Below are 22,407 nucleotides of genomic sequence, written 5' to 3'. Positions count from 1 at the left end.
GTCGACGGAAACCGGGGCCGCACCATGGCGTCGTGCCACGGGTCGATGGGCGAGGAGGAACCGGGATGAGCGACACGGTGGAAACGAAGGTCCAGGCGCTGCTGCCCGGTATCGCCGAGCGGGCGCGGGCCGCCGAGGAGCTCCGGCGCGTCCCCGACGAGACCATGGCCGAACTGGTGGACGCCGGTGTCTTCCGGTTGCTCCAGCCCAAGCGCCACGGCGGTGCCGAGACCGATCCCACGACCTTCTTCCGGGTCGTCCGCGCGGTCGCCGGGGCCTGCGGCTCCACCGGCTGGGTCACCTCGGTGGTCGGCGTCCACCCGTGGCAGCTGGCGCTCTTCCCGGAGGGCGCGCAGGACGACGTCTGGGGCACCGACCCGGACACCCTGATCTCCAGCTCCTACGCACCCGTCGGACGCCTGGTCCCGGTGGACGGCGGCTACGAGCTCTCCGGTCGCTGGAGCTTCTCCTCCGGGTGCGACCACGTCTCGTGGGCGTTGCTGGGGGCGCTCGTGGTGGGCAAGGAGGGACGGCCGGTCGACTTCCTCACCGTGCTCGTCCCGCGCTCGGACTACGTGGTGCACGACGTCTGGGACGTGATGGGGCTGCGCGGCACCGGGAGCAACGACATCGCCGTCGAGCGCGCCTTCATCCCGGAGCACCGGGTGCTGCGCAACTACGAGCACTCGCAGCTGCGCGGTCCCGGGCAGCGGGTGAATCCCGGCCCGCTGTACCGGATGCCGTTCGGTGCGGTGTTCACCACCACGGTGACCGCGCCGCTGGTCGGCGCGGTGCAGGGGTGCTACGACTCCTACATCACGACGATGCGCGACCGCGTGCGGCTGAGCCTGGGTGGCGGCCGCTTCGCCGAGGACGCGTTCGCCCAGGTCGCCGTCGCCCGGGTGGCCTCGGAGATCGACGCCGCGGTGCTGCAGATGGACCGCAACATCGGCGAGCTGTACCGGGCCGCGGTCGCCGGGGAGGGCATCCCGATGGAGCTGCGGTTGCGCGCCCGCCGTGACCAGGTGCGCGCCACCGAGCGCGCACTGGCCGCCGCCGACCTCCTCTTCAAGACCGCAGGCGGCAACTCCCTGCGTCGCGGCAACCCGATCGAACGTGCGTGGCGCGACGTGCACGCCGGCAGCGTGCACGTCGCCAACGACGTCGAGCGGACCCTGGCCCTCTACGGCAAGGGCGCCTTCGGCCTGACCGTCGAGGACAACCTGATCTGAGCCGCGTACGGGCCCCGGCCAGCCGGTCGGGGCCCGCACGGCGCACCGCCGGCCCACCTCATGCCGACCCCGGCTCGAGGGACGCGCCCGTCATGTCCTGCACGGCGAGGGAGCTGAACACCATGGCGGTTCCGATCGGGATCCCGGGGCCCGGGTAGACCGGCCCGGCCATGGAGGCGCTGGTGTTCCCGGCGGCGTACAGGCCGGGGATCGGGGCGCCGTCCGTGCGAAGGACGCGGCCGGCCGGGTCGGTGCACAGGCCGCCCTTCGTGCCGAGGTCGCTGAGCACCAGTCGGGCCGCGTAGAACGGCGCACGGTCCACCGGCACGAGGCACGGGTTGGGGCCGTCGCCGACAGCGAAGAACCGGCCGTAGGGGTCCTCGCCCCGGGAGAAGTCCTCGTCCACGCCGGTGGCGGCGAACGTGTTGAACCGCTCGACGGTGCCGGTGAGCTCCGCCGGGGGAACGCCGATCTGCCGGGCCAGCTCCGCGAGCGTGTCCGCGCGCACCCAGGTGCCGGCGGCCAGGTGCTCCTCCGGGGGCAGCGGCGGGATGGAGATGGCCGGCAACTGCCCGCCCGCACGGGAGTCGAAGACCAGCCAGGACGGCACCCGCCCCGGCGCGGCCGCCATCTGCCGCCCCATCCGGTCGTAGGGCAGCGACTCGTCGGCGTAGCGGTGCCCGGTCCCGTCGACGACCAGGCCGCCACGGAAGCCCAGGGTGAAGGCCGCCGAACCTTCCGGGTGCAGCACGCCGGGGCAGAACCAGGCCTGGTCCAGCAGGTCGGTCGCCGCGCCGAGCGCGACCGCGGCGGCGATCGGCTCGCCCGCGGCGGACTCGGCCGGGGCCATCGACCAGGCAGCGTCGCCGGGGACGCCGTGCTCGGCGCGCATCGCGGCGTTGCGCTCGAAGCCGCCGGCTGCCAGCAGCACGCCCCGGCGGGCCCGCACCCGCACCGGGCCCTCGGCGGTGCGTGCCTCGACGCCGACCACCCGCCCGCCGCCGTCGGTCAGCAGCCCGGTGACCCGCGTGCCGGTGCGCACGGTCGCGCCCGCCCTGGTGAGGGCCAGCAGCAGCCGGCCGATGAGCGCCCGGCCCTGGCTCAGCGGCGCCGCGGCGGAGTGCCCCTGGCCGGTGCGGTCCCGGTCGACCGGCGGGCGCACCAGCGCGGCCAGTTCGCCGAGGTCCTCGGTCGGCAGGTCGAGCGGATTGATCGCACGCCCGGAGTCCATCCGCCCGGGTGCGGCGAAGTAGTCGGGGAACGGCCGCCATTCGAAGGCGATCGCGGGATCGCGTTCGAGGAACTCGACCAGCGCCGGCGCGTGCTGGAGGAAGGCGTCCTGGTGGGCGGCGGTCTGCTCGCCGATCAGCGCCCGCAGGTAGATCCTCGCCGCCTCGGTGGAGTCGCCGATGCCGGCGCGCTCCTGCACCTGGGTGCCGGGCAGCCAGCACGCCGCGCCGGAGTAGGCCGAGGTGCCGCCCAGCCGGTCGGTGGCCTCCAGGACGACGACCGACCGGTCACGGGCTGCAGCGACGTAGGCGCCGGTGAGCGCACCGGCCCCGGACCCCACGACGACGACGTCGAACTCGCTGACCTGCGGAACAGTTCCTGCGACCGTGCTGCTCACTCGTGGGCCCTTCTCGTTGTGCTCGTCGGGCGGCACTCAATCGGCGCTGGTCGCTGCCGGGGGTCGGCGATCCCGCTCAGCGGTACGGGTCGAGGCAGCCGCCAGCGGAACGGGTCAGTATCCTTGCTCGACGTCGTCGACCGATCGTGAGAGACCAGTGCCCAGGATCGCCGAGGCCCGCGAAGCGGCCGCGCCCAGCTCGCCGAGCCAGAAGGCGCGCCACAAGCGCATCCTCCGAGTCGCGGCCGACCTCGCTGCCGAGAAGGGCCTGGACCACGTGCAGATGCACGAGGTGGCCAAGGACGCCGGGGTCGCCATCGGCACCCTCTACCGCTACTTCCCGTCAAAGACCTACCTCTTCACCGCCGTCATGGCCGAGCAGGTCGACAACCTGGATGCTTCGACGCCGCCGCTGCGCCCCGGCCAGACGCCCGAGGACGCGGTCTACGACGTGCTGGTCACCGCCGGCCGACAGCTGCTGCGCCGCCCGACGCTCGCCCAGGCGCTGATCCAGTCGCAGAACTCCGCACACGCCGCCCATGTCCCCGAGGCCGGGAGCATCGACCGCACCTTCCGCGAACTGCTGCTGCGGGCGCTCGGGACGGCCGACCCCACCCCGCAGGACGTCACCGCGGTGTGGCTGCTCATCCAGTGCTGGTTCGGCCTGCTGACCTCGGCGCTCAACGGCCGCACCTCGCCGCCGGACGCCGAGGCCGACCTGCGGGTGGCGTGCCGGCTGCTGCTGGCCGGGCGCGGCTCGGCCCGCGCGGACGCCGAGCTCCCGGTGAGCGGGAAGGCGCCGGTCCCCGCCGACCTCGCCGGTTAGCGTCCGCCCCTCGCCACCGACGCGAGGAGACGGCGTGGTCATCACTGACCGGTTCACCGGCACCGCGGTGCTGCTCACCGGGGCGGGTTCGGGCATCGGCCGGGCGACGGCCGTGCGCCTGGTCGCCGAGGGGGCGCACGTGTTCGCGGTCGACGCCGACGAGGCGGGTCTGGCCGGCACCGTAGATGCGGTGTCCGGCGCGGGTCACATCGTGGCTCACGTCGCGGACGTCTCCGACGAGGCGGCCGTGGTGGCCGCCGTCGACGCTGCGGTCGCCGACCTGGGCGCGCTCGACGTGCTGGTCAACGTGGCCGGCATCCACCGCACCACGCCGATCGAGCGGCTCACCGTCGACGACCTGCGGACGCTGTTCGACGTCAACGTCGTCGGCACCGCGCTGTTCTGCCGCGAGGCGCTCAGGCACCTGCCCGAGGACGGGGTCATCGTCAACACCGCGTCGTCGTCGGCCAGCCACGGCAACCCGTTCATGACGGCGTACTCGGCCACCAAGGGCGCGGTGCTCGCCTTCTCGCTCAGCCTGGCGTCGGAGGTGATCGGCAGGGGCGTCCGGGTCCTGGTCGTCTCGCCCGGCTCGACCGCCACGCCGCTGACCGCGGCAGTGCGGTTCGAGGGCCTCGACCCGGCCTACTACGCGCGGATCGTCTCCCCGATGGGAACCGGGAAACCCGAGCAGATCGCCTCGACCATCGCCTTCGCGGCCTCCCGCGATGCCTCCTACCTCACCGGCGTGGACCTGCGGGTCGACGGCGGCTCGCACATCTGACAGGAGAGACATGTCCCGCCGCATCGCCGTCACCGGAGTCGCCTCCGGCATCGGGCAGGCCCTCGCCCGGCAATTGACCGAGGCAGGCGACACCGTCATCGGGATCGACCTGAAGGACGCCGACGTCTGCGCCGACCTCGGGACGGCCGACGGGCGGGACCGGGCCGTCGCTGCAGTCCTCGAGCAGTGCGCCGGCCTCCTCGACGGGCTCGTCGCCTGTGCCGGGGTCAACGCCCCCTCGCCGCTGCTGGTCAGCGTCAACTTCTTCGGCGTCACCGCCCTGGCCGAGGGGCTGCGCCCGGCACTGGCCGCCGCATCTGCGCCGCGCGCCGCCGTCGTCGGCTCGATCTCGGGCACCCAGCCGGTGGACGACGAGGTGGTCGCCGCCTGCCTGGCCGACGACGAGGCGGCCGCGGTCGCCCGCTCCGCGGCGGTGATGGCGGGCGCGCCGCAGAAGCTGTACCCGTCGTCCAAGGCGGCGCTGGCGCAGTGGCTGCGCCGCACGTGCATCGCGCCCGGCTGGGCCGACGCCGGCATCCCGATCAACTGCGTGGCCCCCGGTGTCGTGCGTACCCCGATGAGCGCCGCGCTGTTCGCCGACGAGCGGATGAAGGCGGTCATGGACCGGGCCGTGCCGATGCCGCTGAACGGCTACGCCGGCCCGGAGGACATCGCGGCGGCGCTGGCCTGGCTGATCAGCCCGGCGAACTCGCACACGACCGGCCAGGTGCTCTACGTCGACGGCGGCGCCGAGGTCAGCCTGCGCGGGCCGTCGGTCTTCTGAACCCCGACAGAACGGGCCCTGCCGCACCGCGGCAGGGCCCGTTCTCGTGCGAGGTGGGTCAGCGGGCGGCGGCCAGGTTAGGGACGCCGGTGGTGTCCAGCTGGGCCACGCTGTAGGCGGCGAAGGTCTGGTACGGGCTGCGGCCGGTGAAGTAGCCGGTCAACTGGTCGTCGAGCTCCTCGACGCTGAACGTGCCGTCGGCCGCGGTGAACTTCTGCTCCACCGTCGGCGGGGCCAGCAGCGCCACGAAGTCGCCGTAGGCCACGAACACCTGGCCGTTGATCTCCCGTGCGGCGGGGGAGGCCAGGTAGCTGACCAGGGTGCCGACGCGCTCGGGGGCGAGGATGTCCAGTCCGTCGCCGGTCGCCGCCTCGCCGAAGACGCCGTCGGTCATGCCGGTCCGCGCCCGCGGGCAGATCGCGTTGGCCGTGACGCCGTACCGGGACAGGCCCTGGGCGGTGGACAGGGTGAGCGCGACGATGCCCGCTTTGGCCGCCGAGTAGTTGGGCTGGCCGGGGGCGCCGAAGAGGAACGCCTCGGACGCGGTGTTGACCACCCGTCCGTACACCGGGCCGCCGGCGGCCTTCGACGCCGATCGCCAGTGCACCGCGGCGGCCCGGGACACCGACGCGTGGCCCTTGAGGTGGACGCGGAGGACGTCGTCCCACTGCTGCTCGGTCAGGTTGAACAGCATGGTGTCGCGGGTGATCCCGGCGTTGTTCACGACGATGTCCAGGCTCCCGAACGTGTCGACGGCGGCCTGCACGAGCTGCTCGCCGAGCGCCCAGTCGCCGACGTCGCCGGGAACCGCGACGGCCTTCCGGCCGAGCGCCTCCACCTCGGCGACGACGGCGTGCGCGGCGGCGCCGACGTCGTTGACGACGACGTTCGCGCCGCGCGCGGCCAGGGCCAGCACCTCGGCTCGTCCGAGGCCCGCGCCGGCCCCTGTGACGACGGCCGTGCGCCCCTCGAGGCTTGTGTTCTCGCTCACCGGGGTGCTCCTGTTCCGGGGGCGGCAGCACGAGCGGCCGCCCGCACTGTGACGGATGAAGGGGGTACCCGCCGAAGCGGGATGCCGGCGGAGCGTAGGTCGGTGGCCGGAGGCGGGGCGGCGCCGTTCCGCTGGCCGGGACCGGCTCCGGTGGAGCGGCACGACGTCCGGACCGCGGGTTCCGGTGGCCGGGACGACCTCCGCGTCCGCCGGCAGGATCGATCTAGGTTGCGGACCGAGCCGAACCCGTCGCGCGCCCCGTCCGGGGCTCCGAGCACCCAGGAGATCGTCATGGCCGCCAACGACATGCGCAGGGCCGTTCTCGTCGACGCCGTCCGCACCCCCGTCGGCCGGCGCCGCGGCGCACTGTCGGGGCTGCACCCGGCCGAGCTGCTGGGCTTCGCCCAGAAGGCCCTGGTCGAGCGCGCCGGTCTCGATGCCACGGCCGTCGGGCAGGTGATCGGCGGCTGCGTGACCCAGGCGGGCGAGCAGTCCAACAACGTCACCCGCAACGCCTGGCTGCACACCGGCCTGCCCTACGGCACGGCGTGCACGACCATCGACTGCGCCTGCGGGTCCTCGCAGCAGGCCGTGCACCTGGTCGCCGGGCTGATCGCCTCCGGGGCGATCGACGTCGGCATCGGGTGCGGCGTCGAGGCGATGAGCCGGGTCTTCCTCGGCGCCGCGCTCACGCCGGGCAGCGGCAGCCCCGTGCCCGAGAGCTGGACCCTGGACATGCCCGACCAGTTCACCGCCGCCGAGCGGATCGCCGGCAGGCGCGGGATCACCCGTGAGCAGGCCGACGCCCTGGGCCTGGCCTCGCAGCGCAACGCCGCCCGCGCCTGGGCGGAGGACCGCTTCGCCGGCCAGATCGTGCCGGTGACCGCGCCGGTCATGGGTGAGGAGGGGCCGACCGGTGAGACGGCCGTGGTCACCCGCGACCAGGGCCTGCGCGAGACGAGCCTGGAGAAGCTCGCGTCGCTCAAGCCCGTGCTGCCCGAGGGCATCCACACCGCCGGGAACTCCTCCCAGATCAGCGACGGCGCCGCCGCGGTCCTGCTCATGAGCGAGGAGAAGGCGCGCGACCTCGGGCTGCGGCCGCGGGCCCGGATCATCGCTTCGGGCATGGTCGGCTCGGACCCGTACTACCACCTGGACGGGCCGGTCGAGGCGACCGCACACGTGCTGGACCGCGCCGGCATGAAGCTCGACGACATCGACCTGGTGGAGATCAACGAGGCGTTCGCCTCGGTGGTGCTCTCGTGGGCGCAGGTGCACGGTGCCGACATGGTCAAGGTCAACGTCAACGGCGGTGCGATCGCGCTCGGCCACGCCGTCGGCTCCACCGGCGCGCGGCTGATCACCCAGGCGGTCAACGAGCTGGAGCGCTCCGACAAGAGCACCGCGCTGGTCACCATGTGTGCCGGCGGCGCCCACTCGACCGCCACCATCCTCGAGCGGATCTGACGCCGTGACCCTGGGACTCAGCGAGGAACACCGGGACCTGCGCGACTCCGTCCGCGGCCTTGCTGCCCGGCACGTCGGCCCGGAGGCGGTGCGCGCGGCGGTCGACGCCAAGACCGAGGAGCTGCCCGGCTTCTGGGGACGCCTGGTTGAGGCGGGGCTGCTCGGTCTGCACCTGCCCGAGGCGTCCGGTGGCGCCGGTTACGGGATGGTCGAGCTGGCCGTCGTCATCGAGGAGCTCGGACGCGGGATGGTGCCCGGCCCGTTCCTCCCCACCGTGCTCGCCTCGGCGGTGCTCGACCGCGCCGGGGCGGCCGAGCACCTTCCGTCGCTGGCCTCCGGTGAGCTCCGCGGAGCCGTCGGCCTCGCCCCCGGCACGCTGCTCCTCAGCCGTGACGGCGGGTCCTTGCGCCTGTCGGGTGTGTCCGAGCCGGTGCTGGGCGGTCCGCTGGCCGACGTCCTCGTCCTGGCGGTCCGGGACGGTGGCGCGATCGCCTGGGTGGTCCTGCCACGGGAGTGCATCGAGGTCACCGAGCTGCCCAGCCACGACCTCACCCGCCGGCTCGCCACCGTCCGGGCCGACGACGTCGCCGTTCCCACGGAAGCGGTGCTCGGCCTGGATGCGCGGCTGCCGGTGGACCTGGCCGCCGCGTTGTTCGCCGCCGAGGCCTCGGGCCTGGCGGACTGGACGACCGCGACATCGGCCGACTACGCCCGGGTGCGCCAGCAGTTCGGCCGCCCGATCGGCCAGTTCCAGGGCGTCAAGCACCGGGTGGCCCGCATGCTGGCCCGGGCCGAGCAGGCCCGGGTGTGCGCCTGGGACGCCGCCCGCGCCGCCGAGCCGGGCAGCGACCCGGGCGAGGCGCGGCTGGCCGCGGCCGTCGCCGGTGCCACGAGCGTCGAGGCGGCGTTCGCCGACGCCAAGGACTGCATCCAGACCCTCGGCGGCATCGGCTTCACCTGGGAACACGACGCCGGCCTCTACCTGCGGCGCGCCCAGACCCTCCGGCTGCTGCTGGGGTCCACCGCGTCCTGGCGGCAGCGGGTCGCGGAGCTCACCCTGGCCGGCGCGCGCCGCGAGCTCTCCGTCGAGCTGCCGCTCGAGGCGGAGCAGGTGCGGGCCGGCGTCCGGGCGGAGCTGACGGACGCCGCCGCGCTCGAGGGCACCGAGCGGGCCGCCTACCTGGCCGACCGCGGGTACACCGCGCCACACCTGCCCGCCCCGTGGGGCAGGGCCGCCGACGCGGTGGCCCAGCTGGTCATCGCCGAGGAGCTGCGGGCGGCGGGGCTGCGCCCGACGGACATGATCATCGGCAACTGGGTGGTGCCCACGATCATCGCCCACGGCAGCCGCGAGCAGCAGGAGCGCTTCCTCCCGCCGTCGCTGCGCGGCGAGATCCTCTGGTGCCAGCTGTTCAGCGAGCCGGGCGCCGGCTCCGACCTTGCCGCGCTGTCCACCCGCGCGGAGAAGGTCGAGGGCGGTTGGCGGGTCACCGGCCAGAAGGTCTGGACGTCGATGGCCCGCGACGCGCAGTGGGGGATCCTGCTCGCCCGCACCGACCCGTCGGCGCCCAAGCACAAGGGGCTGTCCTACTTCCTGCTCGACATGTCCACTCCGGGTATCGACATCCGGCCGCTGCGCGAGCTCACCGGCGAGGCGCTGTTCAACGAGGTCTTCTTCGACGACGTCCTCGTCCCCGACGAGATGCTGGTGGGGGAGCCCGGGGACGGCTGGAAGCTGGCCCGCACGACGTTGGCCAACGAACGGGTGTCGTTGTCGCGCGACTCCTCGCTGGGCAGCGGGGGAGAGGCGCTGGTGCGGCTGGCGGAGGCCATGCCGGGCGGGCCGGACGCCGAGCAGCTGAGCCATCTGGGCAGCGTGATCTGCGACGCCCAGTCCGGTGCGCTGTTCGGTCTGCGGACGACGATCCGCTCCCTCAGCGGCCAGCAGCCCGGCGCGGAGTCGAGCATCGGCAAGCTGATCGGCGTCGAGCACATCCAGGAGGTGTGGGAGACCGCCGTCGACTGGCTGGGCCCGGCCGCCCTGCACGGCGCACCGGTGCACGGGGATCCGATGTGGTGGTTCCTGAACTCCCGCTGCATGTCGATCGCGGGTGGAACCACCGACGTGCAGCTGAACATCATCGGCGAGCGGCTGCTCGGGCTGCCGCGCGATCCGGAACCGTCCGCCCCCCGGGCCTGAGAGGACTGCCCAGCATGCCGATCGATCTGGACAAGGCGCTGTCGGCCGAGCCGACCGTCCGTGACGTCACCTGGACCCGGCGTGACGTGCTGTTGTACCACCTAAGCCTCGGTGCGGGCGCGCACGCCGACTCGGACCCGGAGCTCCGGTACACCTTCGAGCGGGACCTCCAGGTGCTGCCCACGTTCGCCATGGTGGCCGGGCAGGGGGTCTCCGACGGCGATCGGGAGGCCCTGCCGATGTCCATGCCGGGTATCGACATCGACCTCCGCCGCATCCTGCACGCCGGTCAGTCGCTGACCGTGCACCGGCCGCTGCCCGCGTCCGGTGCGGCGCAGGTCTCCTCGCGGGTGGCCAACGTCTGGGACAAGGGCAAGGCCGCCGTCGTCGAGATGGAGCAGGCGGCCACCGACGGCGACGGCACCCCGCTGTGGACGACGACCATGCAGATCTGGGCCCGGGGCGAAGGCGGCTTCGGCGGCGAACCCGGCCCGGACGCCCCATGGTCGGCGCCCGAGCGGGAGCCCGACGCCGTGCTCCGGTCACCGACCACGCCGCAGACCGCGCTGCTCTACCGGCTCAACGGGGACCTCAACCCGCTGCACGCCGACCCGGAGTTCGCGGCGATGGCCGGCTTCGAGCGACCCATCCTGCACGGACTGGCCACCTACGGGTTGGTCGCCAAGGCGATCGTCGACGGCCTGCTCGACGGCGACGCCGGCCGGCTGGTGTCCCTGTCGGTGCGCTTCGCCGGCTCCCTCCACCCCGGCCAGACCATCAGCACCAGCGTCTGGCGCGACGGCGACGCGCTGCTGCTCACCGCGGTGTGCCCTGAACGAGACGGCGGTCCCGTGCTCACCCACGGCCGGGCGGTGGTCCGGTGACCACCGCTCCCGAACGGCCGCCGTTGACCGCGACGGCCAACAACCAAGGCGTGGATGCTGCGGTCGCCGCCGCGCGTCGGGTCATCGCCGCGCTCCTGCACGCCGGGGACAGCACGGCCGCGGAGATGGCCGAGGTCGCCGATCGGCTCAACGCCGTTGCCGACCACGTCGAGGACCACGCACCGCCGCGCGAAGCCCGGATGGTGGACATGTGGGCGGGCGAGGGCGTCACCCGGCACGACCCGGTCACCGGGCCGGAGAACGCGATCGCGCCGCCGCTGCCGCTCGCCGGGCGGGAGGACGGTGCGATCGAGGGCACGGCCACGCTCGGCATGCCTTACCAGGGGCCGCCCGGCTTCGTGCACGGCGGCATCTCCGCGCTGCTGCTCGACCACACCCTGGGCGTCGCCAACCACTGGGCCGGTCCGTCGGGCATGACCGCCGAGCTGACCATCCGCTACCACCAGCCCACGCCGCTGTTCGAGCCACTGACCGTGACCGGTCGCCAGGTCTCCGTCGACGGGCGGAAGATCCGCTCCTTCGGCACCATCAGTGCCGGTGGCCGACTGTGCGTCAGTGCGGACGGGCTGTTCATCGCCAAGCACCTGTCCCGGCCCCGCTGACCCTGCCTCGCACGGGCTGCGGCGACTGAGGCCTTGACGACGGCGCCCGCCGGCTCCCCTCTCGGGAACCGGCGGGCGCCGTCGTCAGTGGGTCAGAGCCCGACGCGGGTGCGCATCACCTTGCCGGTCGCGTTGCGCGGCAGAGCCTCGGACGTGAAGCGCCAGCGGGTCGGGATCTTGAAGTAAGCGAGCCGGTCGCCCAACCACGCGCCCAGGTCGGCGTCGGTGACCGCCGCGCCCGGCTCCACCACCACGACGGCCGCCACCTCCTGACCCAGCTCGTCGGAGGTTTGGCCGAGGACGACCGCCTCCAGGACGGCGGGGTGCTCCATGAGTGCGCCTTCGACCTCGGCGGGGTAGACGTTCTCGCCGCCGCGGATGATGAGGTCCGACCGGCGGGTGGTCAGCCGTACCCGCCCCTGGTCGATCTGTCCGATGTCGCCGGTGTGCATCCAGCGGTCGGGGTCGATCGCCCGGGCCGTCGCCTCGTCGTCGTTCCAGTAGCCGAGCATGTTGTAGGGGCTGCGAACGCAGATCTCGCCTTCCTCGCCCTCCGGCAGCGGCTGGTTGGCCTCGTCGCGGATCTCCAGCTCGACGGTGGCGATCGGCCGGCCGAGCGTGCCCGGCGTCTCCGCGAGGTCCATGGGGGTGGCGACGGTGAGCGCCGTGCAGGACTCGGTGAGCCCGTAGCTGTCGGCCAGCGCCCGCTTGGCCACCGGCAGCGCCTCTTGCAGCCGCGCCTTGAACTCCGGCGAGGAGGGGGCCGAGGCCAGCGCGAACGCGGTGAGCGAGGAGAGGTCGTAGTCCGACAGGTCGCCGTGCTGCAGCAGCCGGTAGGCCATGGTCGGCACCGCGCCCCAGTGCGTGACCCGTTCCTGCTCGATCAGCCGCAGCACCCGGTCGACGTCGAAGGCGCCCTGGTGGATGACGGCCGTGCTGCCGGTGGCCAGCCGCGGGATCGCCAGGTTGTGCAGGCTCGCGATGTGGAACAGCGGCAGGCAGAGCAGGTAGCGCTTGTCGCGCGGGTCGGTCGGATCGCCGAAGGCCGTGGCGAATGCGTCGTTCATCCGGTGGTACTCGACGACCGACGTCACGTTGCGGTGGGAGTGCACCGCGCCCTTCGGCCGGCCCGAGGTACCGCTGGTGTAGAGGACGATGGCCGGCTCGTCCTCCGTCACGTCGACCGGCGCGAGCGGCTCGTCCGGGTGCTGCACGACCAGACGGGGCAGGTCCTCCTCGGTGCTCAGCACGGCGACGCCGGGCACGCCGGCCGGCAGCAGCGTGCGCCGCTTCGCGTCGGCCACGAGCACCTTCGGCGTGGTGTGCGCCAGGCCGTACTCGACCTCCGCGGCCGACCACCACGAGTTGTAGCCGACCGCGACCGCGCCCAGCGACACCGTGGCCCAGAACGTGACCACCCACTCCGGGCTGTTGGCGGCCAGCACGCCGACCCGGTCGCCCGGGCGCACCCCGTGCTCCTCCCGCAGCACGCGAGCCAGCGAGGCCACCTGCCGGGCGTGCTCGGCGAAGGAGATCCGCCGGTCGGCGGTGACGAGGTAGTCCCGGTCCCCGTGCTGCACCGAGGCGCTGAGCAGCTCACCCAGAGACCGTGCCCGATTCGCGAACACGGTCACGGGGGCCCCGAGCACCTCCTCACGGGTGAGCTCGAACGGCCCGCCGGGGCCGGTGAGGCCGGACATCACCGCGAGCGCGGCGGCCTGGGGATCGGTCGAGGTCGTCATCGTCGCTCCGGGGGTCGAACCTGTGGGCCAGCACGTACGACGCGTCATTCTGGTCCCGGCTGCGGTGACCCGAGGCTGCGTCCCGATCACCGGGACAGGGACCTGACGCGCTGAGGTCGTGCGTGAACGTGAACGGCGAATCCTCGCCGACGTCGGGCAGGGTGCCGGCGTAGTCGAGGTCGAACAGCCCGCTTCCGGCCTCGGTCACCGCCACGAGCGAGGCAGCTCACCGACCGACCCGGTCCCGCTGAGTGGGCGCCCTGGTGTGACGGGCCCCGTCGGCCCTGGTCAGCGCCGCAGACCCAGCCGAACGCCGCGGGCGGGCGCACCGGCCGGAGACGGGCCGTCGGCGGGCGCGCGGCTGGGCCGGGCCCCGTCGTGCGCCCGGCGGGGCGGGCGCCTCCCGATCAGCGGGATCGTCGCCGGGACGCCGGCGCGGCCGTCGTTAGCCTCGCCGCGCCGAGCCGGTCCGCCGTCCCGGCCGCACCGCCGACCGGTTCGCCGACATCCCGTGGAGGTACCGCCCGTGACCGTCACCCCTCTTCCGCGAGCGGAGACCCCGGACGTCTTCGCCCCCGCCACGCTCGGCCCGGTGACGCTGCGGAACCGCACCATCAAGGCGGCCACGTTCGAGGGCCTCAGCCGTGACGGGCAGGTCACCGACAAGCTGGTCGACTTCCACGTCCAGGTCGCGCGCGGTGGCGTGGGCATGACCACTCTCTCGTTCTGCGCCGTGGCGCCCGAGGGGTGCCAGGCCAAGGGGCAGATCGTGTGGCGCCCCGACGCCCTGCCCGGCCTGCGCAGGCTCACCGACGCGGTGCACGCCGAGGGCGCGGCGGTGTCGGTGCAGATCGGCCACGCCGGCGCGGTGGGGAACCCGAAGGCCACCGGCCTCCCGGCGCTCGCGCCGAGCCGGCACTTCCACAAGACGACCCTGAGCTTCGCCAAGGCGGCAACACGGAACGACCTGCGGCGCATCGTGCGGGAGTTCGGGGAGTCGGCGCGGATGGCGGCCGACGCCGGCTTCGACGCGATCGAGGTGCACCTCGGGCACAACTACCTGCCCAGCTCCTTCCTGAGCCCGCGGCTCAACCACCGCGACGACGAGTACGGCGGCAGCCTGGCCAACCGGGCCCGGCTCTCGCTGGAGATCATGCGCGCGGTCCGCGATGCGGTCGGCGACCGCGTCGGGATCCTGGCCAAGCTCAACATGGACGACGGCGTGCCCGGCGGCTTCTGGCTGGACGAGGCCATTCCCGTCTCCCGGTGGCTGGAGGAGTCGGGCAGCCTCGACGCGCTCGAGCTCACCGCCGGCAGCTCGCTGCTCAACCCCATGTACCTGTTCAAGGGTGACGCCCCGCTGCGGGAGTTCGCCGGTGTCATGCCCGAGCCCCTGAAGATCGGGGTCAAGCTCGTCGGCTCCCGTGTCCTGCGCACGTATCCCTACCAGGACGGCTATCTCCTGCAGGACGCCAAGCAGATCCGGGCAGCCGTCGACCTGCCGATGATCCTGCTCGGCGGCATCACCGACCGGGCGATCATGGACACGGCGATGTCGGAGGGCTTCCAGTTCGTCGCCATGGGCCGCGCCCTGCTGCGCGAGCCGGACCTGATTAACCGCATCCAGGCCGAGCCGCGCACCCGGTCGCTGTGCGACCACAACAACAAGTGCATGACGACGATCTACCGCGGCACCCGCTGCGTCCTGGTCGACTCCGGCCATCCCAGCCCCTTCGCCGACGCCGCGGCGACGCCGGCCGCCCCCGCCGCCACTCCAGCCGGCGAGGCGGCATCGGCGGTGGAGGTCAGCGCGTGAACGGGGCTGCTCCGGTCGTGGCCGATGCACCGCCGGTCGCGGCGTCCGCGGACACCATCGCCGACCTGCTGCTGGCACGTGTGGGCGACACCCGCCCGGGGCTGCGCACCCGCGAGCGGGTGTGGACGTGGGACGAGGTCGTGCGGGAGAGCGCCGCACGGTCGGCGCTGGCCCGGGAGCTGCGCATCGACGGCCCCTTCCACGTCGGCGTGCTGCTGGACAACGTGCCCGAGTACGTGTTCTGGCTCGGCGGCGCCGCGCTGGCCGGCGCCACCGTCGTGGGCATCAACTCCACCCGCCGCGGCGAGTACCTCGAGGCCGAGGTGCGGCACACCGAGTGTCAGCTCATCGTCACCGACCGCGCCGGTCTGGCCCTGCTCGACGGGCTCGACGTGGGGGTCGATCCCGACCGCTACCTCGTGGTGGACGATCCGGCCTACGCCGAGCGGCTGGCCGCCGTCGACCCGGAGTCGGTGCGCGACCTGACCATCAGCCCGCAGACCCAGATGCTGCTGCTGTTCACCTCCGGCACGACCGGCGCCTCCAAGGCGGCCCGCTGCTCGCAGGCGCGCCTGGTACGGCTGGGGCGGAGCAACGCCGCGAAGTACGACGTCGACGCCGACGACGTCAGCTACTGCTGCATGCCGCTGTTCCACGGCAACGCGCTCATGGGGCTGTGGGCGCCGTCGCTCGCGGCCGGCGCCTGCATCGCGCTGACGCCGAAGTTCTCCGCGTCGGGGTTCCTGCCCGACGTCCGGCACCACGGCGCCACGTTCTTCACCTACGTGGGCAAGGCGATCGGTTATGTCCTGGCGACCCCCGAGCGGGACGACGATGCCGACAACTCGCTCACCCACGGCTTCGGCACCGAGGCCTCGCCCGAGGACCAGGCGGAGTTCAAGCGCCGGTTCGGCGCCACGCTCTTCGAGGCATACGGCTCCAGCGAGGGCGCCGGGATGATCCAGCTGGCGCCGGAGGGACCGGCGGCGGCGCTCGGCCGTCCGGCCCACGATGGCGTGCGGGTGGTCGACCCGGAGACCCGTGGGGTCTGCCCGCCGGCGCGCACCGACCGGCACGGCCGGGTCCTCAACGCCGAGGAGGCGATCGGCGAGCTGGTGAACACCACCGGGGCCGCCGCCTTCGAGGGCTACTGGAAGAACCCCGCCGCCGACGCCGAACGGGTCCGGCACGGCTGGTACTGGACCGGCGACCTCGGCTACGTCGACGAGAGCGGCTACCTCTACTTCGCCGGCCGCTCCGGCGACTGGATCCGGGTCGACAGCGAGAACATCTCCGCGCTGCTCACCGAGCGGATCCTGCGGCGGCACCCGAAGGTGCTCGCCGCCGGTGTGTTCGCCGTCCCCGACCCGCGCTCCGGCGACCAGGTCATGGCCGCGATCGAGGTGGCCGACGGCACCGCGTTCGACGACCTGGACCTGCCCGCCTTCCTCGCGCAGCAGGAGGACCTCGGCACCAAGGGCGCCCCCCGTTTCGTCCGCATCTCGCCCGCGCTGCCCACGACGGGCTCGGGGAAGCTGCGGAAGAAGGAGATGCAGGCCGACGGCTGGCGGACCACCGATCCGGTCCACCACTGGGCGGGCCGTGGCACCCCGTCCTACGAGCTGATGACCGACGACGACAAGGCCGCGCTGCGTCAGGAGTTCGTCGCCGCCGGGCGGCTGCGCTTCCTGCCCTGACCGGGCACCGCTTCCTGCCCTGACCGGGCGACCGAGCTAGAGAGAGGCATCCATGGACCTGCGGGAGAGCCCTGCACAGCGGGAGCTGCGGGCCGAGCTCCGGGCCTACTTCGCCGGCCTGTTCCCTGAGGACGAGCGCCGCCGGGTGGGGGAGCAGGGCGTCGGCGGCCCCCGGTTCCGGGAGGTCGTCAAGCGCCTCGGCGACGACGGCTGGCTGGGCATCGGCTGGCCCGTCGAGTACGGGGGGCAGGGCCGCTCCGTCGAGGAGCAGTACGTCTTCTTCGACGAGGTGCAGCGCGCCGGCCTGCCGTTCCCGTTCGTCACGGTGAACACCGTCGGCCCGACGCTGATGAGCCATGGCTCGCAGGAGCAGCGGGAGAAGTACCTGCCCGGCATCCTGGCCGGCGACATCGTCTTCGCCATCGGCTACACCGAGCCCGGCGCCGGTACCGACCTCGCGTCGCTGACCACCCGCGCCGTCCGGGACGGCGACGAGTTCGTCGTCGACGGCGGCAAGATCTTCACCAGCGGCGCGAACACCGCCGACCACGTCTGGCTGGCCGCCCGCACCGACCCGGAGGCGCCCAAGCACAAGGGCATCTCGATCCTCATCGTGCCGACCGACGACCCGGACTTCTCCTGGAGCCCCATCCAGACCGTCGGCGGGCTGATGGTCACCGCAACCTACTACAGCGGCATCCGCGTCCCGACGGGCAACGTGGTGGGGGAGGTCAACGGCGGCTGGGGCCTGCTCACCACCCAGCTCAACCACGAGCGGATCGGGCTCGCCGCCCTCGGCGGCCGGATGATCGCCCTCTGGGAGCAGGTGCGGGAGTGGGCCCGCGACAACGGCACCCTCGAGCTGCCCTGGGTGCAGGCCGACTTCGCCCGCACCTGGGCCCGGCTCGAGGCGATGCGGCTGATGAACTGGAAGATGACCGCCGCGGTGGCCCGGGGGACGCTCACCGGAGCGGACGCGGGCGCGGCGAAGGCCTACGGCACCGAGACGCACATCGAGGTGCAGCGCACCCTGACGGGCATCCTCGGTGCGGCCGGGCGGATCCGGCCGGAGTCGCCCGGCGCGGCGCTCGCCGGGCAGGTCGAGCAGCTGTCCCGGCAGGGCATCGTCAACACCTTCGGCGGCGGTGTGAACGAGATCCTCCGCGACATGGTCGCCACCCAAGGCCTCGGCCTGCCCCGCCCGCGGCGGACCGCATGACCGCCGTCGAGGAGCGCGCCGGTGCCGCCGGGGCCGACGACTACGAGGCGCGGCTGCAGGCGTTCACCGGCGTCGAACTGGTACCGCAGCGCCGGGGCTCCGATCCGGTCAACGTCCCGATGATCCGGCACTGGGTCGAGGCGATGGGCGAGACCGACCCGGTGCACACCGACGACGACGCCGCCCGGGCCACCGGCCGCTCCGGCCCGGTGGCGCCGGCGTCGATGGCGCAGGCGTGGGTGATGCGCGGGTACGCCGCCTCCGTCGCACCGGCCGCCGGCCACTCACCGTTCGACGACCTGGCCGAGCTGCTCGCCGAGGGCGGCTACACCTCCGTCGTCGCGACCGACTCGGAGTTCACCTTCGCCCGCGAACTCGTGCCCGGCGACGAGGTGTCGGTGAGCGAGGTGCTCGAGTCCATCTCCCCGGAGAAGCGCACCGGGCTGGGCGTCGGCCGGTTCGTCACCACGGTGAAGACCTACCGGGACGCCGCCGGCGAGGTGGTCGCCACCCAGCGGTGGCGCCTCCTGCGCTTCCGGCCCCCGGGGCGCGGGCCCGAGCCGCGGGCGCTGCGGCCGCGGCCGGCGATCAACCGGGACAACGCCTTCTGGTTCGACGCCGCCCGCGAGCACCGCCTGGTGATCCAGCGCTGCGCCGCCTGCGGCACCCTGCGGCACCCGCCCGGCCCGGTGTGCGCCGCATGCGGCTCTCTCGAGCAGGACACCGTGGAGGCCGCCGGCAGGGGCGCCGTCCACAGCTTCGTGGTCAACCACCACCCGAAGCACCCGGCGTTCGACTACCCGCTGGTGGTCGCCGTCGTGGAGCTCACCGAAGGCACCCGCCTGATCACCAACCTGGTCGGCATCGCGCCGGAGGAGGTCGCGATCGGGCTCCCGGTCGTCCTCGACTGGCTCGACGCCGACCCCGAGCTGTCCCTGCCGGTGTTCCGGCCGGTGGCGGGGAAGGGCACCTGATGGACTTCACCCTCGACGAGGACCTCGCGGCCGTCCGCGATCTGGCCCGCGAGATCCTCACCGACCGCGCGACCACCGAGCGGGTGCGCGCGGTGGAGACCAGCGAGAGCCGGATCGACGACGCGCTGTGGGCCGAGCTGGCCACCGCCGGCCTGGTCGGCATCGCGCTGCCCGAGTCCGACGGCGGTGCGGGGTTGGGCCTGGGGGCGCTGTGCGTGCTGCTCGAGGAGCAGGGCCGGGTGGTCGGGCCGGTGCCGCTGTGGTCGACCGCCGTGGCCGCCCGCGCGGTGGCTGCACACGGTTCCGCCGAGCAGCGGGCCGCGCTACTGCCCGGCGTCGTCGACGGGTCGGCTCGCCTGACCCTGGCCCTGGAGGAGTTCGGCGCGACCGACCCCGCCGCGCCGCAGTGCGCGGCCAAGGCCGACGGCGACGCGTGGCGGCTGACCGGCGGCAAGGCCGTCGTGCCCACCCCGGCGGGCGCCGCTGCGGTCCTGGTGGCCGCCACCACCGAGCAGGGCACCGGTCTGTTCGTCGTCGACCCGGGCGCCGAGGGCGTCACCTGGACGACGGCGGAGACCACCACCCACGACCGCGCCGGGCACCTCGACCTGGACGGCGTCGTCGCGCAGGCCCTGGGAACTCCGGGTACCGGCGTGCTCGACGACGTGCTGCGCCAGGCCACCGTCGCGCTGGCGGCGCTGCAGCTCGGCGTCACCGACGGGGCTATGGCGCACGCGGCGCGCTACGTGAGCGAGCGCGAGCAGTTCGGCCGCCCCCTGGGGACGTTCCAGGCGGTGCAGCACCAGCTGGCCGACTGCTACATCGACGTCGACGCGCTGCGGGTCACGCTGTGGCAAGCGGTCGCCGACCTCGGCGATGCGACGCCGGGTGCCGAGGCCGCGGCCCTGGTCGCCGCCTGGTGGGCCCGCCAGGGCGGCCTCGACGTCGTCCACCGGGTGCAGCACGTGCACGGCGGCATCGGCGTGGACACCGACTACCCGGTGCACCGGCACTTCCTGTGGGGAAAGCAGCTGTCGACCACCCTCGGGGGCTCGAGCGCCGTGCTCGCCCGCCTCGGTGCCGAGCTCGCCGGGAGCTCGCGGTGACCGCCGCGCTGCGCCCGGCGCCGGCATCGGTGGCCGTGGGCGACGAGCTGCCGGAGCTGGCGATCCCGCTCACCCGCACCCTGATCGTGGCCACGGCGATCGCCAGCCGCGACTACCAGGACGTTCACCACGACCCGGAGCTGGCCGTGCAGCGCGGCTCGAAGGACGTCTTCATGAACATCCTGACCACCAACGGGCTGGTCGAGCGGTTCGTGCGCGGCTGGGCCGGGTCGGCGGCGGTGGTGGAGGCGATCCGCATCCGGCTGGGTGCGCCGAACTACCCGGGCGACACCATGGTGCTGCGCGGCTCGGTGGGCGCCGTGGACGGCCGGCGGGTGGAGGTCGCCGTCCGCGGCGAGAACTCCCTGGGCGTGCACGTCACCGGCACGGTCACCGTCCGGCTGCCTGGAGGCGCGGCATGAGCGGGCTGTCCGGGGCGGCCGCGGTCGCCGGCATCGGGGCCACCGAGTTCTCCAAGGAGTCCGGCCGCAGCGAGCTCCAGCTCGCCTGCGAGGCCGTGCTGGCCGCGGTCGCCGACGCCGGGCTCACCCCGGCCGACGTCGACGGGCTGGTCACCTTCACCGCCGACACGAACTCCGAGATCCACGTCGCGCGCAACACCGGCATGGGGGACCTCAGCTTCTTCTCCCGCATCGGGTACGGCGGTGGCGCCGCCTGCGCCACCGTGCAGCAGGGCGCCATGGCCATCGCCACCGGCGTGGCCGACGTCGTCGTCTGCTACCGGGCGTTCAACGAACGCTCCGGCGAGCGCTACGGCCTGGGGCAGGCCGACCGGGCCATGGACATCGGCGCCGACCGCGCCGCCTACTCGTGGATGACGCCGTACGGGCTGAACACCCCCGCCCAGTGGGTGGCGATGTTCGCCCGCCGCTACATGCACGAGTACGGCGCCACCAGCGAGGACTTCGGCCGCGTCGCCGTGATCGACCGGGCGCACGCGGCCACCAACCCGGCCGCCTGGTTCTACGGCCGGCCGATCACGCTGGCGGAGCACCAGGCCTCGCGGTGGATCGCCGAGCCGCTGCACCTGCTCGACTGCTGCCAGGAGACCGACGGTGGGCAGGCGGTCGTTCTGGTGTCGGCCGAGCGGGCCGCGGACCTCCCGCACCCGCCGGTGGTGGTGCGGGCCGCGGCCCAGGGCTCGGGAGCCGACCAGCACATGATGACCAGCTACTACCGCCCCTCGATCTCCGGGCTGCCGGAGATGGGCGTCGTCGGCCGGCAGCTGTGGGCGCAGAGCGGGCTGGGGCCGAGTGACATGGACGCCGCCGTGCTCTACGACCACTTCACCCCGCTGGTGCTCCCGCAGCTGGAGGAGCTCGGCTTCTGCGGCCGCGGCGAGGCCAGGCACTTCATCGCCGAGGGCAACCTCGCCCTCGACGGCGCCCTGCCCACCAACACCCACGGCGGGCAGCTGGGCGAGGCCTACCTGCACGGGATGAACGGCATCGCGGAGGGCGTGCGCCTCGTGCGCGGCACCTCGGTCAACCAGCCGAAACGGGTCGACAACGTCGTGGTGACCGCCGGCACCGGCGTGCCCACCAGCGCCCTGGTGCTGGGAGCGGCGCAGTGACGGCGGCCACCCGGGCGGCGGGGGAGTGGGCCGGGCAGGAGCTCGGCGTCCGCACGGTCACCTGGGACGAGCGTGACGCGATCCTCTACGCCCTCGCCGTCGGGGCGACCGCCGACGAGCTGGACCTGGTGTTCGAGGAGCGGCTGCGGGTGCTGCCCACGTTCGCGCTGACGCTGGCGCAGTGGGCACCCGACGCCCTCGGCAGCCAGGGCGCCTTCGACGTCCGCACCGCCGTGCACGGTGCCCAGCGGCTGCGCGTGGTTACGCCGCTGCCACGGGCCGGCTCGTTGGAGCTGCGGGCGCGGGTCGGCGACGTCTGGGACAAGGGATCGGCGGCGGTCTTCGACGTCGTCGTGGAGAGCGAGGCCTTCGTCGCCACCTGGGCGCTGTTCGCCCCCGGCTGCGGCGGCTTCGGCGGCGAGCGCGGGCCCGCCGGCCCGAAGCGCCCGGACACCGCGCCGGAGCTCAGCACCGAGGTGGCGACCGCGCCCAACCAGGCGGCGCTCTACCGGCTGCTCGGCGACCGGCACCACATGCACGTCGACCCCGAGGCGGCGCGCGCCGCCGGCCAGCCGCGGCCGTTCCTGCACGGGCTGTGCACCCTGGCCGCCACGACGCTGCAGCTCGCCCGCGAGACGGGCGCCCACCCGGCCGACCTCACCGAGCTCGACGGCCGGTTCAGCGCGCCGGTCTTCCCCGGCGACCGGCTCGCCGTCTCCGCGTGGACCGACGGGGTGGCCACCGCGTTCGAGGTGACCGCGGACGGCCGGCCCGCCCTCTCCGGCGGCCGGCTGCGCTTCGGCTGATCATCGGGGGTCCTGGTGCCGAGGCACCGGGACCC

Annotated in this window: 19 protein-coding genes; 16 read left to right on the top strand and 3 right to left on the bottom strand. The window is 73.9% G+C overall.

Going from position 1 to position 22,407, the window contains the following annotated elements; translation table 11 throughout:
- The first annotated feature begins 65 nt into the window (after positions 1 to 65).
- The gene (gene hsaA, locus E4P41_RS01750; protein ID WP_135139158.1) at positions 66 to 1,232 is read left to right on the top strand and encodes a 3-hydroxy-9,10-secoandrosta-1,3,5(10)-triene-9,17-dione monooxygenase oxygenase subunit; all 1,167 of its coding nucleotides are present in this window, start codon (positions 66 to 68) and stop codon (positions 1,230 to 1,232) included.
- Between the two features lie 58 nt (positions 1,233 to 1,290).
- Here the strand turns inward: hsaA and E4P41_RS01745 are convergent, their stop codons facing one another.
- Entirely contained in the window at positions 1,291 to 2,859 is a 1,569-nt protein-coding gene (locus E4P41_RS01745) for an FAD-dependent oxidoreductase (protein WP_135139157.1), read from the bottom strand.
- Between the two features lie 157 nt (positions 2,860 to 3,016).
- Between E4P41_RS01745 and E4P41_RS01740 the strand changes: the two genes are divergently transcribed.
- Genes E4P41_RS01740 through E4P41_RS01730 form a run of 3 tightly spaced genes read left to right on the top strand, consistent with a single transcriptional unit; the run spans position 3,017 to position 5,253 of the window.
- Complete coding sequence (locus tag E4P41_RS01740) at positions 3,017 to 3,685, top strand: TetR family transcriptional regulator (RefSeq protein ID WP_135139156.1); 669 nt, start codon at positions 3,017 to 3,019, stop codon at positions 3,683 to 3,685.
- A 34-nt stretch (positions 3,686 to 3,719) separates the two neighbouring features.
- The gene (locus E4P41_RS01735; RefSeq protein WP_135139155.1) at positions 3,720 to 4,469 is read left to right on the top strand and encodes an SDR family oxidoreductase; all 750 of its coding nucleotides are present in this window, start codon (positions 3,720 to 3,722) and stop codon (positions 4,467 to 4,469) included.
- A 10-nt stretch (positions 4,470 to 4,479) separates the two neighbouring features.
- Entirely contained in the window at positions 4,480 to 5,253 is a 774-nt protein-coding gene (locus tag E4P41_RS01730) for an SDR family oxidoreductase (RefSeq protein WP_135139154.1), read from the top strand.
- 58 nt (positions 5,254 to 5,311) lie between these two features.
- On the opposite strand, the gene E4P41_RS01725 is transcribed toward E4P41_RS01730, so the two are convergent.
- Positions 5,312 to 6,244, bottom strand: coding sequence for a 3-oxoacyl-ACP reductase (locus E4P41_RS01725; RefSeq protein ID WP_135139153.1), 933 nt, complete (start codon positions 6,242 to 6,244; stop codon positions 5,312 to 5,314).
- Positions 6,245 to 6,535: 291 nt separating this feature from the next.
- On the opposite strand from E4P41_RS01725, the gene E4P41_RS01720 reads away from it, so the two are divergent.
- Genes E4P41_RS01720 through E4P41_RS01705 form a run of 4 tightly spaced genes read left to right on the top strand, consistent with a single transcriptional unit; the run spans position 6,536 to position 11,418 of the window.
- Positions 6,536 to 7,711, top strand: a complete 1,176-nt coding sequence (locus E4P41_RS01720; RefSeq protein WP_245177046.1) for a steroid 3-ketoacyl-CoA thiolase — start codon at positions 6,536 to 6,538, stop codon at positions 7,709 to 7,711.
- 4 nt (positions 7,712 to 7,715) lie between these two features.
- Entirely contained in the window at positions 7,716 to 9,911 is a 2,196-nt protein-coding gene (locus tag E4P41_RS01715) for an acyl-CoA dehydrogenase (protein ID WP_135139152.1), read from the top strand.
- Between the two features lie 14 nt (positions 9,912 to 9,925).
- The gene (locus E4P41_RS01710) at positions 9,926 to 10,795 is read left to right on the top strand and encodes a MaoC/PaaZ C-terminal domain-containing protein (RefSeq protein ID WP_135139151.1); all 870 of its coding nucleotides are present in this window, start codon (positions 9,926 to 9,928) and stop codon (positions 10,793 to 10,795) included.
- Entirely contained in the window at positions 10,792 to 11,418 is a 627-nt protein-coding gene (locus E4P41_RS01705) for a PaaI family thioesterase (protein ID WP_245177045.1), read from the top strand. The genes E4P41_RS01710 and E4P41_RS01705 overlap by 4 nt, the downstream gene beginning before the upstream one ends.
- A 92-nt stretch (positions 11,419 to 11,510) precedes the next feature.
- On the opposite strand, the gene E4P41_RS01700 is transcribed toward E4P41_RS01705, so the two are convergent.
- Complete coding sequence (locus E4P41_RS01700) at positions 11,511 to 13,160, bottom strand: class I adenylate-forming enzyme family protein (protein WP_135139150.1); 1,650 nt, start codon at positions 13,158 to 13,160, stop codon at positions 11,511 to 11,513.
- 526 nt (positions 13,161 to 13,686) lie between these two features.
- On the opposite strand from E4P41_RS01700, the gene E4P41_RS01695 reads away from it, so the two are divergent.
- Genes E4P41_RS01695 through E4P41_RS01660 form a run of 8 tightly spaced genes read left to right on the top strand, consistent with a single transcriptional unit; the run spans position 13,687 to position 22,372 of the window.
- Positions 13,687 to 14,976 carry an NADH:flavin oxidoreductase gene (locus tag E4P41_RS01695; RefSeq protein ID WP_135139149.1) on the top strand — a complete coding sequence of 430 codons (1,290 nt, stop codon included), beginning with the start codon at positions 13,687 to 13,689 and terminating at the stop codon, positions 14,974 to 14,976.
- A complete protein-coding gene (locus E4P41_RS01690; RefSeq protein ID WP_209307475.1) occupies positions 14,973 to 16,673 on the top strand; it encodes an AMP-binding protein in 1,701 nt (566 codons plus the stop codon). Before E4P41_RS01695 ends, E4P41_RS01690 begins: the two co-directional genes overlap by 4 nt.
- A 52-nt stretch (positions 16,674 to 16,725) precedes the next feature.
- Positions 16,726 to 17,892, top strand: a complete 1,167-nt coding sequence (locus E4P41_RS01685) for an acyl-CoA dehydrogenase family protein (protein ID WP_135139148.1) — start codon at positions 16,726 to 16,728, stop codon at positions 17,890 to 17,892.
- Positions 17,889 to 18,866 carry a MaoC family dehydratase N-terminal domain-containing protein gene (locus tag E4P41_RS01680; RefSeq protein WP_135139147.1) on the top strand — a complete coding sequence of 326 codons (978 nt, stop codon included), beginning with the start codon at positions 17,889 to 17,891 and terminating at the stop codon, positions 18,864 to 18,866. Before E4P41_RS01685 ends, E4P41_RS01680 begins: the two co-directional genes overlap by 4 nt.
- On the top strand, positions 18,866 to 19,972 hold the full coding sequence (locus tag E4P41_RS01675; RefSeq protein ID WP_135139146.1) for an acyl-CoA dehydrogenase family protein: 1,107 nt from the start codon (positions 18,866 to 18,868) through the stop codon (positions 19,970 to 19,972). Before E4P41_RS01680 ends, E4P41_RS01675 begins: the two co-directional genes overlap by 1 nt.
- Positions 19,969 to 20,394 carry a MaoC family dehydratase gene (locus E4P41_RS01670; RefSeq protein WP_245177044.1) on the top strand — a complete coding sequence of 142 codons (426 nt, stop codon included), beginning with the start codon at positions 19,969 to 19,971 and terminating at the stop codon, positions 20,392 to 20,394. The genes E4P41_RS01675 and E4P41_RS01670 overlap by 4 nt, the downstream gene beginning before the upstream one ends.
- Positions 20,391 to 21,566 carry a lipid-transfer protein gene (locus E4P41_RS01665; protein ID WP_135139145.1) on the top strand — a complete coding sequence of 392 codons (1,176 nt, stop codon included), beginning with the start codon at positions 20,391 to 20,393 and terminating at the stop codon, positions 21,564 to 21,566. The genes E4P41_RS01670 and E4P41_RS01665 overlap by 4 nt, the downstream gene beginning before the upstream one ends.
- A complete protein-coding gene (locus E4P41_RS01660; protein ID WP_135139144.1) occupies positions 21,563 to 22,372 on the top strand; it encodes a MaoC/PaaZ C-terminal domain-containing protein in 810 nt (269 codons plus the stop codon). Before E4P41_RS01665 ends, E4P41_RS01660 begins: the two co-directional genes overlap by 4 nt.
- The last annotated feature ends 35 nt before the right edge of the window (positions 22,373 to 22,407 follow it).

Source organism: Geodermatophilus sp. DF01-2 (assembly GCF_004571065.1).
Taxonomy (GTDB): Bacteria; Actinomycetota; Actinomycetes; order Mycobacteriales; family Geodermatophilaceae; genus Geodermatophilus.
This window is presented reverse-complemented; position numbering and strand designations above follow the sequence as displayed.

Coding starts and splice junctions, on each gene's coding strand:
- E4P41_RS01700 (WP_135139150.1), bottom strand. CDS start 13,160: ATGACGACCTCGACCGATCCCCAGGCCGCCGCGCTCGCGGTGATGTCC.
- E4P41_RS01680 (WP_135139147.1), top strand. CDS start 17,889: ATGACCGCCGTCGAGGAGCGCGCCGGTGCCGCCGGGGCCGACGACTAC.
- E4P41_RS01665 (WP_135139145.1), top strand. CDS start 20,391: ATGAGCGGGCTGTCCGGGGCGGCCGCGGTCGCCGGCATCGGGGCCACC.
- E4P41_RS01675 (WP_135139146.1), top strand. CDS start 18,866: ATGGACTTCACCCTCGACGAGGACCTCGCGGCCGTCCGCGATCTGGCC.
- E4P41_RS01730 (WP_135139154.1), top strand. CDS start 4,480: ATGTCCCGCCGCATCGCCGTCACCGGAGTCGCCTCCGGCATCGGGCAG.
- E4P41_RS01710 (WP_135139151.1), top strand. CDS start 9,926: ATGCCGATCGATCTGGACAAGGCGCTGTCGGCCGAGCCGACCGTCCGT.
- E4P41_RS01720 (WP_245177046.1), top strand. CDS start 6,536: ATGGCCGCCAACGACATGCGCAGGGCCGTTCTCGTCGACGCCGTCCGC.
- E4P41_RS01685 (WP_135139148.1), top strand. CDS start 16,726: ATGGACCTGCGGGAGAGCCCTGCACAGCGGGAGCTGCGGGCCGAGCTC.
- hsaA (WP_135139158.1), top strand. CDS start 66: ATGAGCGACACGGTGGAAACGAAGGTCCAGGCGCTGCTGCCCGGTATC.